General features: G+C 68.5%; 9 protein-coding genes. 6 read left to right on the top strand and 3 right to left on the bottom strand.

The window, feature by feature from the left end:
* Window positions 1-46: 46 nt before the first annotated feature.
* Window positions 47-751 (bottom strand): uroporphyrinogen-III synthase, encoded by a 705-nt coding sequence (locus tag G3545_RS25210; RefSeq protein ID WP_170016820.1) that lies wholly within the window; start codon window positions 749-751, stop codon window positions 47-49.
* 5 nt (window positions 752-756) lie between these two features.
* Window positions 757-1,683 (bottom strand): hydroxymethylbilane synthase, encoded by a 927-nt coding sequence (hemC, locus tag G3545_RS25205; RefSeq protein WP_170016818.1) that lies wholly within the window; start codon window positions 1,681-1,683, stop codon window positions 757-759.
* 61 nt (window positions 1,684-1,744) lie between these two features.
* Between hemC and tsaD the strand changes: the two genes are divergently transcribed.
* The 6 genes from tsaD (at window position 1,745) to acs (ending at window position 7,905) form a co-directional block, all read left to right on the top strand.
* Window positions 1,745-2,812: a tRNA (adenosine(37)-N6)-threonylcarbamoyltransferase complex transferase subunit TsaD gene (gene tsaD / locus G3545_RS25200; RefSeq protein WP_170016816.1), complete on the top strand. Its 1,068-nt coding sequence runs from the start codon at window positions 1,745-1,747 to the stop codon at window positions 2,810-2,812.
* Window positions 2,812-3,795, top strand: coding sequence for an NAD(P)H-dependent glycerol-3-phosphate dehydrogenase (locus G3545_RS25195; protein ID WP_170016814.1), 984 nt, complete (start codon window positions 2,812-2,814; stop codon window positions 3,793-3,795). The genes tsaD and G3545_RS25195 overlap by 1 nt, the downstream gene beginning before the upstream one ends.
* 2 nt (window positions 3,796-3,797) lie before the next feature.
* The gene (locus tag G3545_RS25190; protein ID WP_170016812.1) at window positions 3,798-4,217 is read left to right on the top strand and encodes an EVE domain-containing protein; all 420 of its coding nucleotides are present in this window, start codon (window positions 3,798-3,800) and stop codon (window positions 4,215-4,217) included.
* A gap of 390 nt (window positions 4,218-4,607) precedes the next feature.
* The gene (locus tag G3545_RS25185) at window positions 4,608-5,105 is read left to right on the top strand and encodes an anthrone oxygenase family protein (RefSeq protein ID WP_170016810.1); all 498 of its coding nucleotides are present in this window, start codon (window positions 4,608-4,610) and stop codon (window positions 5,103-5,105) included.
* A 56-nt stretch (window positions 5,106-5,161) separates the two neighbouring features.
* Window positions 5,162-5,821 carry a methyltransferase gene (locus G3545_RS25180; RefSeq protein WP_246702564.1) on the top strand — a complete coding sequence of 220 codons (660 nt, stop codon included), beginning with the start codon at window positions 5,162-5,164 and terminating at the stop codon, window positions 5,819-5,821.
* A gap of 116 nt (window positions 5,822-5,937) precedes the next feature.
* The gene (gene acs / locus G3545_RS25175; protein WP_170016808.1) at window positions 5,938-7,905 is read left to right on the top strand and encodes an acetate--CoA ligase; all 1,968 of its coding nucleotides are present in this window, start codon (window positions 5,938-5,940) and stop codon (window positions 7,903-7,905) included.
* Window positions 7,906-8,043: 138 nt separating this feature from the next.
* On the opposite strand, the gene G3545_RS25170 is transcribed toward acs, so the two are convergent.
* Window positions 8,044-12,894 (bottom strand): NAD-glutamate dehydrogenase, encoded by a 4,851-nt coding sequence (locus G3545_RS25170; RefSeq protein WP_170016806.1) that lies wholly within the window; start codon window positions 12,892-12,894, stop codon window positions 8,044-8,046.
* Between the last annotated feature and the right edge of the window lie 57 nt (window positions 12,895-12,951).

The following is a 12,951-nucleotide window of genomic DNA, read 5'->3' as shown; positions in this document are numbered from 1 at the left end:
AGACCGGCCAACCATCCTCTGCAACCATCGTGTCGGCGGTATGGTTTCACGTCTCCAGCAAGGCGAGCAATGCATCCTCGTTCGGTGCATCGGCGACGACGGCTGGCGCCCCGACCGCGCGAAGTGGCGCCGCCACTTTGGAAGAGAAGCAGAGATGGCAGATGCGCGCGAATTCCGGCTGCAGCCCGGCGCGCAGCGCGTGGCCCGCGAGTGTCGCCGCGGTGCGCGGCGAAAAATGCAGGGCTGCGTCGATCTGCCCGCCCGCCAGCGCGGCACGCGTCGCCTCCATAAGGCCAGTCGCCGGTACCGCGCGGTAGATGGTGAACAGCTCGACCGTGATGCCGGCGCCGGCAAGTTCGGCAGCGAGATCGACCGCCCGGTCCTCACCGGCGACATGTAACAGCCGCGACCCGGCCGGCACCTCGTGGCGCAGCAACCTGGCCAGCGCCGCCCCATCCCCATCGGCCACCGTTACTCGCGCAAAGCCGGAAGGAGCGGCAGCCGCGGTACGCCTGCCGACGGTGTAGAGCGGCGTAGCGCGCAGGGCATCGAGTTCCGGCCGCGCAGCCAGCGCGCGGGCGCCATTCACACTGGTCAGCACCACCCCGTAGAAGGCGCCGGGCGGCAGCCGCGCATCGTCAAGCGGCGCCACAATCAGCATCGGATCGACGATCGCTTCATGCCCGGCCGCTTCCAGTCGCCGCGCCGTTGTGTCGGCATCCGGCTGCGGGCGGGTGACGAGCACGCGCATCGGGCTCAGGCCAGCATGTGAGCCGGGGCGCGGGCACGCACCTCGCGCCCGGCATCCGCGCCGAGGCTGGCCGCATCCGCGACATCGCCCTCGCGTGCCGTCTCGATGGCTTCGCGTCCGTCGTTCGACAGCAGCAGGCCGCGAAACGCGATGCGCCCGCCAACCACCGTGGCCAGCCCGCCGATCGGCGTGCGGCAGGAACCGTCGAGCTCGGCGAGGAAGGCGCGCTCCAGCGTCACCGCGGCAAAGGTCGCCGCATCGGTCATCAAGGCGAGCGCTGCGGCGCAATGCTCGTCGCCGATCCGCCCCTCGATGGCGATGGCGCCCTGCCCCACGGCGGGGAGGAACGCCTCGGTATCGAGCACGCAGGTCGCCTTGTCCTGAAGGCCGAGCCGGGTCAATCCGGCGAGCGCCAGCAGCGTGGCGTCGAATGTGCCCTCGGCAACGCGGGCGAGCCGCGTCTGCACATTGCCGCGCAGCAGCCCGATGGCGAGGTCCGGCCGCAGCCGGCGCAACTGCGCCTCGCGCCGCAAGGAGGCGGTGCCCATTTTCGCGCCCTGCGGCAGGTCGTCGAGTGAGGATCCCTCGCGCAGGATCAGAGCGTCGCGCACATCCGCCCGCGGCAGATAGCCGGCGATGTGCAGCCCATCGGGCAGCACCGTCGCCATGTCCTTGGCGGAATGCACCGCGAGGTCGATGCGGCCGCCAACGAGGGCGTCCTCGATCTCCAGGGTGAACAGCCCCTTGCCGCCGGCCTCGCTCAGGGCCCGGTCGGTGATAGCATCGCCGGAGGTGCGGATCACCTCGATGGCGACCGCATCCGCCTCCCATTGATGGGCGGCAAGGAGGGCATGGCGCACGGCATGGGCCTGCCAAAGCGCGAGCGGACTGCCGCGCGTGCCGATACGGAGCTTTGTAAGCGATTGCATCATAAGGTCATGCGATGATAGCGGTTCATGCACGGCCCCAAACACCTCCCGGCGTACAAAGTCAATGAGTGACCTCCTCCTGCTCGGCATCGAGACCACCTGCGACGAAACCGCCGCGGCGGTGGTGCGCCGGCGTCAGGGCGGCGTCGGCGAGATATTATCGAATGTGGTGCTCTCGCAGGTCGACGACCATGCGGCCTATGGCGGCGTGGTGCCGGAAATCGCCGCCCGCGCCCATGTCGAGGTACTCGACCGCGTCATCGAGCGCGCGCTGGCGGAAGCCGGTGTCGCCCTGCGCGATCTCGACGGCATCGCCGCCGCGGCCGGACCGGGGCTGATCGGCGGTGTCATCGTCGGGCTCACCACCGCGAAGGCGATCGCGCTGGCCTCCGGCAAGGCGCTGATCGCGGTGAATCACCTGGAAGCCCATGCGTTGACCGCACGCCTCACCGACGGCGTCGGCTTCCCCTATCTGCTGCTGCTGGTCTCCGGCGGCCACACCCAGCTGGTCGCGGTACGCGGCGTCGGCGATTACGAGAAGCTCGGCGGGACCATCGACGACGCCATCGGCGAAGCCTTCGACAAGACCGCCAAGATGCTCGGCCTGCCCTATCCGGGTGGGCCCGCGGTCGAGCGCGCCGCGCAAAGCGGCGATCCCGTGCGCTTCAGCTTCCCGCGCCCGCTCGCCGGGCGGCCGGAGCCGGATTTCTCGCTCTCCGGCCTCAAGACCGCGGTGCGGGTCGAGGCGCTGAAGATCGCGCCGCTGTCCGAAAAGGATGTCGCGGACCTCTGCGCCTCGTTCCAGAGCGCCGTGGTCGACATGATCGCTGACCGGGTACGGCTCGCCCTGCGGATCATGCGCGAGCGCGGCGAGAAGCCGACGGCGCTGGTGCTCGCCGGCGGCGTCGGCGCCAACCAGGCGGTGCGCAAGATATTGCACAAGGTGGCGACCGAGGGCGGCACCCGCCTCGCCGTGCCGCCGCCGGAACTGTGCACCGACAATGGCGCGATGATCGCCTGGGCCGGCGCCGAACGGCTCGCGCTCGGCCGCAAGGATAGTCTCGAATTCGCGCCGCGCGCCCGCTGGCCGCTGGAGGAGACCGCCCCGGTCGACGAAGAGCAGCCGGCCTGATGGCTGCCCCGATCCGCAACGTCGGCGTGATCGGTGCCGGCGCCTGGGGCACCGCGCTCGCCAATGCCGCGGCGCGGGCCGGGCGGACGGTGTTTCTCTGGGCGCGCAATCCCGGTCTCGTCAACGAGATGCGCACGAGCCGCCGCAACGAAGCGCATCTGCCCGGCGTGACGCTCGCCGCCACGGTCCATCCGACCATCGACCTTGCCGAGGCCGCCGCCTGCCAGGCTGTCCTGCTGGTGGTCCCGGCCCAGGCCAGCCGCGACGCCGCGACCCTGCTGGCGACCCATCTGCGTCGCGACACACCGGTCGTCACCTGCGCCAAGGGCATTGAGCGCGGCACGCATCTGTTCATGACGCAGGTGATCGAGGACGCCTGCCCGCAGGCGATACCGGCCGTGCTCTCCGGCCCCAGCTTCGCCGCCGACGTCGCCGCCGGCCTGCCGACCGCGGTGACACTGGCGGCGAGCGACGCCGCACTGGCGGAGTCGCTCGCGAGCGCGCTCGGCTCCGCCTCGTTCCGGCTCTATCACAGCGATGATGTGCGCGGCGTCGAGATCGGCGGCGCGGCCAAGAATGTGCTCGCCATCGCCGCCGGCATCGTCGCCGGGCGCAACCTCGGCGCCAGTGCCGGCGCCGCCCTGGTGGCACGCGGCTTTGCCGAATTGGCGCGGCTGGGACGTGCCTTCGGTGCACGGCCGGAGACGCTGACCGGGCTTTCCGGCCTCGGCGACCTCATCCTCACCGCCTCCACCGCGCAATCGCGCAATTTCGCGCTCGGCCTCGCGCTGGGACGCGGCGAGCCGGCGCCGGCCAGACTGGCCGAGGGCGCCTCGACCGCCGCGGTGCTGGTCGAACTCGCCACGCAACATCATGTGGAAATGCCGATCGCGGCGGCGGTGGACAGCATCATTGCCGGGCGCTGGGATATAGATCAGGCCATCGGCGCGCTGCTGGCGCGCCCGCAAAAGGCGGAGGGGTGAGAATGGCGCATTGGCTCTACAAGTCCGAACCCGTCAAATGGTCCTGGGACATGCAGGTCGCCGCTGGGCCCAAGGGCACGCACTGGGACGGCGTGCGCAACCACCTCGCCAAGCAGCAATTGCTCGCCATGAAGAAGGGCGAGCACGGCTTCTTCTACCATTCGAACGAGGGCAAGGAGATCGTCGGCATCGTCGAGGTGATCAAGGAGGCCTATCCCGATCCCGGCGACGAGAAGGGCGTGTTCGTCATGGTCGACCTCAAGGCGGTGAAGAAGCTGCCGCGCCCGGTGAGCCTCGCCGAGATCAAGAACGAGCCGCGCCTCGCGGAGATGGCACTCCTGAAATATTCCCGCCTCTCGGTGCAGCCGGTCACCGACGCCGAATGGAATATCGTGCTGGAGATGGCGGGCGCCAAGCGCTGAGGCTTCGTTCCCAGACATCAGAACCGCCTCATCCTGAGGTGCCGCCACAGGCGGCCTCGAAGGATGTTCACGCCGAGCATCCTCTGCTTCACCATCCTTCGAGGCTCGGGCTTCGCCCGGGCACCTCAGAGCCTGACTCAAAATTCGACTTATCCGTTGAAGGAACCACCTTTCCACCCCCATCCCCGGACTTGATCCTGGGATCCAGACTTCAACCGGGTGCATGCGGTGGGGCTGGATCCCCGGATCAAGTCCGGGGATGAGGGCCAATTGGAGTTTTCGGTCAGGCTCTCAAGATGAGGTTGTCGGTGAGCAGGACCCTCGGGGCATGGAACCGCAAGGAACCGCGCGCCGTTTCATCTGCAACGGAAATGGCGACGCGAGGACGCCATGTACGTCGCCTTCGAGATTCTCACCGTGCTGATCGTCGCCTGCGCCATGGCCCCGGCGCTCGCCCATGTGCTGGAACTGCCGGGCAAGATGCGGCTCGATGAGCCGCGATACCGCACGGTACAGACCATCTATCATCCCGGCTTCACCATTGCCGGCGCCGCCGAGCCCGCGGGAATCATTGCCACCTTCCTGCTCGTGCTGGCGACCCCACTCGGCTCCACGCGGTTCTGGCTGATTCTCCTCGCGCTCGCCGCGCTCACCTTCATGCAGTTGATCTTCTGGCTGGTGACCCAGCCGGTGAACCGGCACTGGTTGCGGGAGACGCAGCTGAGCGGTTCGGCCAAGCGCTTCTTCGGCACTGAAAGCCACGATGCCGCCGGCGCGGCGGAACCGCACTGGAAGGAGCTTCGCAGCCGCTGGGAGCGCTCGCATCTGATGCGCGCGGCAGCCGCGATGCTCGCCCTCATAGTCCTCACCACGGCCGTCGCGCTTTAGAGCGTACCAGCCGATTGGGCTTGACGGCGGAAGCATTGGTCCCGATCAAGCCGGTCATGCCCACATTGATGTCGGACCCGACCGTCTTCATCCGCACCGAGACGCTGTTGCGGCCGGTGCCGCTGGTGCCGGAAATCACGCTCCACCTCGCTGACGAGGCGCTCCCGATCTGGCAGCGCACCGAGGAGGAACTGGGTGAGATAGGCCTGCCGCCACCCTTCTGGGCCTTTGCCTGGGCCGGCGGGCAGGCGCTCGCCCGCCATGTGCTGGACCAGCCCGAGATCGTCGGGGGCCGCCGCGTGCTGGATTTCGCCTCCGGCTCCGGCCTCGTCGCCATCGCCGCCGCCAAAGCCGGCGCCGCGCGGGTCGAGGCCTGCGACATCGACGGCTTCGCCCACGCCGCGATGCTGCTGAACGCGAAGGCCAACGGCGTCTGCCTGCATGTGCTCACCGACGACATTGTCGGCGAGGATCTCGGCTGGGACGTCGTGCTCGCCGGCGACATCGCCTATGAGCGCGACACTGCGGCGCGGGTATTCGCCTGGCTGGAGGCCCTCGCCGGCCGTGGCGCTGCGGTCTGGATCGGCGATCCCGGCCGCTCCTATCTGCCGCGCGAGCGGCTGGAAAAGGTTGCGGACTATGGCGTGCCGGTCAGCCGCGAGCTGGAGGATGCCGAGATCAAGCGTACCTCGGTCTGGCGTCCTGCCCCGCTTTAGCCGGACGTATGAAAGACCAAAGTCGGCATGGCCGCGCCTTGTCCGCCGTCGGCCACCTCCCCATAATCGCTACACATGAAACGCGGCCGAGTTCGCGAACGGAAGGGAAGAACGCCATGTCCGAGCACAAGATTTACGATGTACCCTCGGTGTGGGCGGCGCGCGCCTTCCTCGATGAGGCCGCCTACCAGGCGAAGTACGACGCCTCGATCCGCGATCCCGACGCCTTCTGGCGTGAGGAAGGCAAGCGCATCGACTGGTTCAGGCCCTATTCCAAGGTGAAGAACACCTCGTTCGCGCCCGGCGCGGTCTCGATCAAATGGTTCGAGGACGGCACCACCAACATCGCCTGGAACTGCATCGACCGGCATCTCGAGGCGCGCGGCAACCAGGTCGCCATCATCTGGGAAGGCGACGATCCCAATGAGTCGCGCCACATCACCTACCAGCAGCTGCACGACGAGGTGTGCCGCTTCGCCAATGTGCTGCGCAACCGCAATGTCGAGAAGGGCGACCGCGTCACCATCTACATGCCGATGATCCCGGAAGCCGCCTATGCCATGCTGGCCTGCGCGCGGCTCGGGGCGGCGCATTCCGTGGTGTTCGGCGGCTTCTCGCCGGACAGCCTCGCCGGGCGCATCCGCGATTGCGGCTCCAAGGTCATCATCACCGCGGACGAAGGCGTGCGCGGCGGCCGCAAGGTACCGCTGAAGGCCAATGTCGACGCCGCCATCGCCAAGGTCGGCGGCGATGTCGACATCGAGCATGTCGTGGTGGTCAAGCGTACCGGCGGCGCGGTGGAGATGAAGCCGGGCCGCGATGTCTGGTATCACGCCGCCGCCGATCTGGTCACCAATGAGTGCCCGGCCGTCGAAGTCCACGCCGAGGACCCGCTCTTCATCCTCTATACATCAGGCTCGACCGGCCTGCCCAAGGGTGTGCTGCACACCACGGGCGGCTACCTGGTCTATGCCTCGATGACCCACCAATACGTCTTCGACTATCATGAAGGCGACATCTACTGGTGCACGGCCGATATCGGCTGGGTCACCGGCCACAGCTACATCGTCTATGGCCCGCTGGCGAACGGCGCTACCACGCTGATGTTCGAGGGCGTGCCGAACTATCCGTCGAACTCCCGCTTCTGGGAGGTGATCGACAAGCACAAGGTCAATATCTTCTACACCGCGCCGACCGCGATCCGCGCGCTCATGCAGGCCGGCGACGAGCCGGTGAAGAAGACCTCGCGCTCTTCGCTGCGGCTGCTCGGGTCGGTCGGCGAGCCGATCAATCCGGAAGCCTGGGAATGGTATCACCGCGTCGTCGGCGAGGATCGGTGCCCGATCGTCGACACCTGGTGGCAGACCGAGACCGGCGGCATCCTCATCACCCCCCTGCCCGGCGCGACCAGGCTGAAGCCCGGCTCGGCGACGCGGCCGTTCTTCGGCGTCGTACCGGAGATCGTCGACGCCGGCGGCGTCGTGCTGGAAGGCCCCTGCGAGGGCAATCTATGCATCGCCGACAGCTGGCCCGGGCAGATGCGCACGGTCTATGGCGACCATGAGCGCTTCATGCAGACCTATTTCTCCGCCTATCCGGGGCACTACTTCACCGGCGACGGCTGCCGGCGCGATGAGGACGGCTATTACTGGATCACTGGCCGGGTCGACGACGTCATCAATGTCTCCGGCCACCGCATGGGCAGCGCGGAGGTGGAGAGCGCCCTGGTCGAGCATCCGAAGGTGTCGGAAGCCGCGGTGGTCGGCTATCCCCACGACATCAAGGGCCAGGGCATCTACGCCTATGTGACCTTGATGGCCGGCGAGGAACCCAGCGAGGAGTTGCGCAAGGAGCTGGTGGTGTGGGTGCGCAAGGAGATCGGCCCGATCGCCTCGCCGGACCTGATCCAGTTCGCCCCCAGCCTGCCCAAGACCCGCTCGGGCAAGATCATGCGCCGCATCCTGCGCAAGATCGCCGAGGACGAGTTCGGCAATCTCGGCGACACCTCGACGCTCGCCGACCCGACCGTGGTCGACGACCTGATCTCCAACCGGCAGAACAAGAAGGCCGCCGGGGTGGCGTGATCATTCAAGAGTGTCATCCCGGACGGCCGCAGGCCGATCCGGGATCGTAGGAAGGTGAAGCACGGGACTTCACGCAATCCCGGCTCTTCGCCCTACGGGCTCCGGCCGGGATGACGACGCGATTGGAAGCGGCAATAGTCAGCCCCGCACCAGATCCCCGAGCAGGCTCGCCGCCACCGAGAGCTTCGACACGGTGAGCCCGGACCCGGCGATCTCGTGCATGGCGTTGCGGGCGCGCTCGACCTCGCTGCCGCGGGCCTCGGCCCACTTCGCCACGCCCTCGACGCCCGGACCGTAATTCGCCAGCACCTCGGAAGTGAGCCGGCGAACCGCTATCTCGAATGAGGCCAGCGCGCGCTCCAGTGCCAGCCGGTCATAATAGTCCGGCGCCGAAATCCCGCGCGCCTGGCCGAGCAGCCGGTCGAGCCGGAAATGCAGGCCGATCGCGAAAAAGGTCTCGGCGGCATCGGGGATCGAGGCGCCGGAGCGGTCGGCGATCATCACGATGTCGGTCGAGTTTTCGATCGCCGGCAGCCGCGCCACGCGGTGCGCCAGATCCTCCGGCACGCCGGCCTGCACCCAGGCGGCGACGCGGGCGTCATGCTGGCTGCGGGTCTCCTCGGCGAGCAGTTCGCGGACCACGCCGTGGAGCACCTCGCCGACCGGCTTGATGCCCGCGGCATAATGCGCGACCAGCGCGTCGAGCCCGGTGCGCAGATCGACATTGCGCAGGAACCACACGGTGCGGTCGAGCACCAGCTTCTGCACCGCGGCGTAGAGCTCGAGTTGCACCGCGCCCGGCACCTTGGTGTCGAGCGCATCGATCTCGGCGCTGAGCTCGGAGAGGTCGAAGCCGTCCCAGGTTGCCGCGAACGCCTTGGCGATGCCGCCGGCTTCCGCCCCGGTCTCGTCGGTGATGCGCGCGGCAAACGCCGGGCCGCCATGATTGATGATGGCATTGGCGAGCCGGGTGGCGATGATGTCGCGCCGCAGCCGGTGCTGCTCGATGCCATCCAGGAACCGCTCTTGAAGCGCGGTCGGGAAATAGGCCGTCAGCTCGCGGGCAAGATAGGGATCGTCCGGAATGTCGGTGTCGGTGAGGTCGGACTGCAGCGTGAGCTTGGCATAGGCCAGCAGCACCGCGAGTTCCGGGCGGCTCAGCCCCTCGCCGCGGCCACGCCGCTCGGCAATCTCGGTGTCGGACGGCAGGAACTCCACCGTCCGGTCGAGCAGGCCGCGCGCCTCCAGCGCCTGCATCAGGCGCTGATGGAAGCCGAGTTCGTCATGCGCCTGCCGCTCGGCGAGCGAGAGCGCCAGCGTCTGCAGATAGTTGTTGCGCAGCACGAGGTCTGCGACCTCGTCGGTCATGCTGGCGAGGAAGCTGGCGCGGGCCGGCGCATCGAGCCGCCCGTCGCGCACCGCCGGCACCAGCGCGATCTTGATGTTGACCTCGACGTCCGAGGTGTTCACGCCGGCCGAATTGTCGATGGCGTCGGTGTTGAGCCGCACACCACGACGCGCCGCCTCGATGCGCCCGCGCTGGGTGACACCAAGATTGGCGCCCTCGCCGATCACCTTCGCACGAACGTCCGAGCCGGTGATGCGGATGGCGTCGTTGGCACGGTCGCCGGCCTGCGCGTCGGTCTCGTTCGACGATCGGATATAGGTGCCGATGCCGCCGAACCAGAGCAGGTCGACCGGCGCCTTGAGGATGGCGCTCATCAATTCGGCCGGTGACGCCGCCGCCTTGTCGAAGCCGAGCGCGGCGCGGATCTGCGGGGACAGCGGGATGCTCTTGGAGGCGCGCGGGAAGACGCCGCCACCTTCCGAGATCAGCGACTTGTCATAGTCCTGCCAGGAGGAGCGCGGCAGCGCGAACAGCCGCTGGCGCTCGGCCAGCGAGGCCACCGGATCCGGGTTCGGATCAAGGAAGATGTCGCGATGGTCGAAGGCGGCGAACAGCCGGATGGTGTTCTCCAGCATCATGCCGTTGCCGAACACGTCGCCCGACATGTCGCCGACGCCGACAACGCTGAACGGCGCGGTACGGATATCGACATCCATCTCGCGGAAGTGCCTGCGCACCGCTTCCCAGGCGCCACGGGCGGTGATGCCCATCGCCTTGTGGTCGTAGCCGACCGAGCCGCCGGAGGCGAAGGCGTCGCCGAGCCAGAAGCCGCGGGCTTCCGACAGGCCATTGGCGATATCGGAGAAGGTCGCGGTGCCCTTGTCGGCGGCGACGACGAGATAGGGATCGTCCTCGTCGTGGCGCACCGTGGCAGCCGGATGCACGATCTCGCCGCCCTCGATATTGTCGGTGACGTCCTGCAGGCTGCCGACGAACAGCTTGTAGGCGGCGATGCCCTCATTCTGGATCGCCTCGCGCGGCCCGGCGGGAAGCTGCTTCGGCACGAAGCCGCCCTTGGCGCCGACCGGCACGATGACGGCGTTCTTCACCTGCTGCGCCTTGACCAGGCCCAGCACCTCGGTGCGGAAATCCTGCGGGCGGTCGGACCAGCGCAGGCCGCCGCGCGCGACGCGGCCGAAGCGCAGATGCACGCCCTCGACCCGCGGCGAATGCACGAAGATCTCGAACAGCGGGCGCGGCAGCGGCAGGCCCTCGACCTTGCCGCTGGCGAACTTCACCGCGATGGTCGAGCGCGGCTTATCATTGGTGTCGGTCTGGTAGAAGCTGGTGCGGATCGCCGCCTCGATGAGGTTGGCGAACAGCCGCAATATGCGGTCCTCGTCGAGGCTGGCAACCTCGGTGAGCGCCGCCTCGATACGGGCCTTGACCTCGGCCTCGCGCTCGGCGCGGCCGGCTTCGCCTGCCGGGTCGAAGCGCGCGGTGAACAGCGCGACCAGGTCGGCGGCGATCTTGGGATGAGCGTTCAGCGTCGCCCACAGATAGTCCTGGCTGAAGGGCGTGCCGACCTGGCGCAGATAGCGCGCGAAGGTACGGACCAGCGCGATCTCGCGCCATTGCAGGCCGGCATTCAGCACCAGAGCGTTGAAGCCGTCGCTCTCGGTGGCGCCGGAGAGCACTGCCATGAGGCAGGCATGCAGCCGTGTCTCCAGGGCGTCGAGCGCGATCGCCCCGCCGCCGCGCCGCGCCAGCACCATGTCATGGACAAAGGCGGTCTCGGTGCCTTCCGGACGCACCGTGAAGGTGCGCTCGTCGACCACGGTGAAGCCCATGGCTTCGAGTTGCGGCACGCGCTCGGAGAGCGGGCGCGGTTTGGCGTGGCTCAACACCTTCAGCCCGACCCGGGTACGGTTCGGCCCCTGCTCGCCCTCGGCGGCATGGAAATGCGCGCGGATGGGGTGCTTGGGACTGAGCCGCTCGATCAGGCGCAGGTCCGCGAGCGCGTCCTGCGGCGCATAGCCGGCCTGGTAGCCAGCGGGGAACGCCCCGGCATAGCGGGCGTGCAGCGCATTGGCCCGCTCCGCCGGATAGACCAGCGCCAGGGCCTCGGTGAAGCCGTCGTCCCAGGTGCGGACGATGGCGGAGACGGCATCTTCCAGCTCGTTGCGGTCGGGGCTCAGCGCCTCCTCGCGCACCCGCTCGATGATGAAGTGCACGCGGGTCAGCGGGCCATCGAGGAAGAGCGGGCGGAACTCGGCGACGCGGCCGCCGAACGCCCGCGCCAGATAGGCGCCGACCCGCTCGCGCGCCTCGCTGTCGTAGCGGTCGCGCGGGATATAGGCGAGCACCGAAACGAAGCGGTCGAAGCGCTCGCGCCGCGCCAGCACACGCACGCGCGGCCGTTCCTCGAGCTGCATGATGGCGAGCGCGAACTGGAACAGCTCATCATCGTCGATCTGGAACAGGTCGTCGCGCGGATAGCTGTCGAGCACATTGACCAGCGCCTTGCCGGAATGGCTGGCGGGGTCGAAGCCGGCACGCGCCAGCACCCGGCGCGCCTTGCGGCGCAGGTACGGAATGGCGCTGCTCGGGCTGGTATAGGCCATGGAGGTGAACAGGCCGGCGATGCGCAGTTCGCCCACCAGTTCGCCCTTGTCGTCGAAGCGCTTGAGGCTGACGACGTCCATCCACACCCGGCGATGCACGCGGGAGACGACATTGGACTTGGAGACGATCAGCAGCACCGGCTCGCGCAGGAAGGCGGCGAGGCGTGGGCCGGTGGTCATCGGCTCGCCGGCGCGGCGGAACAGCCGCAGCGATGGGTCGCGCAGCAGGCCAAGGCCGGTCTCGTCGACCGCATTGATCTCCGGGCCTTCCGGCTTGTTGTCGATCTCATAGTCGCGGCAGCCGAGGAAGGTGAACTGCCCGGCCAGCAGCCATTCGACGAAGGCGGTCGCCTCCGCGATCTCGTCTTCGGGGAGCGGCGGCGGGTTGGCGCGCATGTCGGCCAGCGCCGCCTGCACCCGGGCCAGCATCGGCTTCCAGTCGTCGACGGTGACGCGCACGTCGCCGAGCATGTCCTTCAGCGCGGTCGCCAGCGCCTCGCAGCGCTCATCGGCGATGCGGTCGACATGCAGATGGATCAGGCTCTCGCGCCGGCCGCGGGCTTCCGCGTCCGGGACCGAGGGCGCACCGAGCAGGTGGCCCGAGGCATCGCGCTCCACGGCGAGGATCGGATGGGCGACGAGGCGCACGCGCACGCCTTGCGCGGTCAGTTCGTCCATCACCGAATCCAGGAGGAACGGCATGTCGTCATTGACGATATCGACGACGGTGATGGCCGCCAGCCGGTCGCCCTCCTTGATGCTTGCCGGCGAGGCGACGCGGATATCGGGCGCGCCCGGTCGGCGCTGGGCGAGGTGCGCATAGCTGTCGCGCGCGAGGCCGGCGAGTTCGTGGGCGTTGTAGACGAGGATGTCCTCGGCGGCGGTACGCCCGAACAGCGCTGGCACAAAGCTGGAGGGCACATCGCCGTCCGTCGCCTTCAGGATCAGCGCAGCCTGCTCGACCAGCGTACGCGCGGCGCGCTCCTCGTCACTCGCAAGGAACCCTTCGATGCCCATGGACGTCCTCCTTCGGCTGCGCTCGCGTTCACGCGGGTTTTATGCGCGGGTTTCGCC

It is taken from the genome of Starkeya sp. ORNL1 (genome assembly GCF_012971745.1).
In the GTDB taxonomy this organism is placed as follows: Bacteria; Pseudomonadota; Alphaproteobacteria; order Rhizobiales; family Xanthobacteraceae; genus Ancylobacter.
The sequence above is the reverse complement of the archived record's forward strand: the minus strand, read 5'-3'. Positions and strand labels throughout refer to the sequence as shown.